The sequence below is a fragment of the Streptomyces griseorubiginosus genome, from assembly GCF_017614965.1.
GTDB lineage: Bacteria > Actinomycetota > Actinomycetes > Streptomycetales > Streptomycetaceae > Streptomyces > Streptomyces griseorubiginosus_B.
In genome coordinates, this window is record NZ_WVUG01000752.1 from 1 (window position 1) to 414 (window position 414).

Here is a 414-nt window from a genome sequence, read left to right on the forward strand (position 1 = left end):
GAACTGGACCGCGGCACGTGGACCCCGGCGCCGGTGTTCGGCATGATCGCTCAGCGCGGACGGATCGAACGCGCCGAGATGGAGAAGACGTTCAACATGGGTGTCGGCATGGTCGCCGTCGTCGCTCCCGAGGACACCGATCGTGCGCTGGCCATACTGACCGCTCGGCATCTGAATTGCTGGACGCTGGGCACGGTCAAGAAGGGCGGCAAGGACAGTGTGCGCGCCCAGTTGGTCGGCCAGCACCCACGGTTCTAGGAAGCGGGGGTGGTGAGGACGGCGGCGGGCTCAGCGCCGCCAGTCGTCCTCAGCCGCCCAGTCGTCGTCGGCGTCGTTGACACCGTCGGAGGCGGAACCGCCCGACAGCTCGCGCTGGAGCCGTTCAAAATCGGTTTGAGGTGAGCTGTACTTGAG

2 protein-coding genes are annotated in these 414 nt (G+C 66.7%); one reads left to right on the forward strand and one right to left on the reverse strand.

The window, feature by feature from the left end; translation table 11 throughout:
- Positions 1-258 (forward strand): AIR synthase-related protein (locus GRC12_RS45115; RefSeq protein WP_244374736.1); only part of this gene is annotated, 258 nt, incomplete at its 5' end.
- Positions 259-288: 30 nt separating this feature from the next.
- Here the strand turns inward: GRC12_RS45115 and GRC12_RS47060 are convergent.
- Positions 289-414 (reverse strand): DUF3073 family protein (locus tag GRC12_RS47060; protein WP_208786164.1); only part of this gene is annotated, 126 nt, incomplete at its 5' end.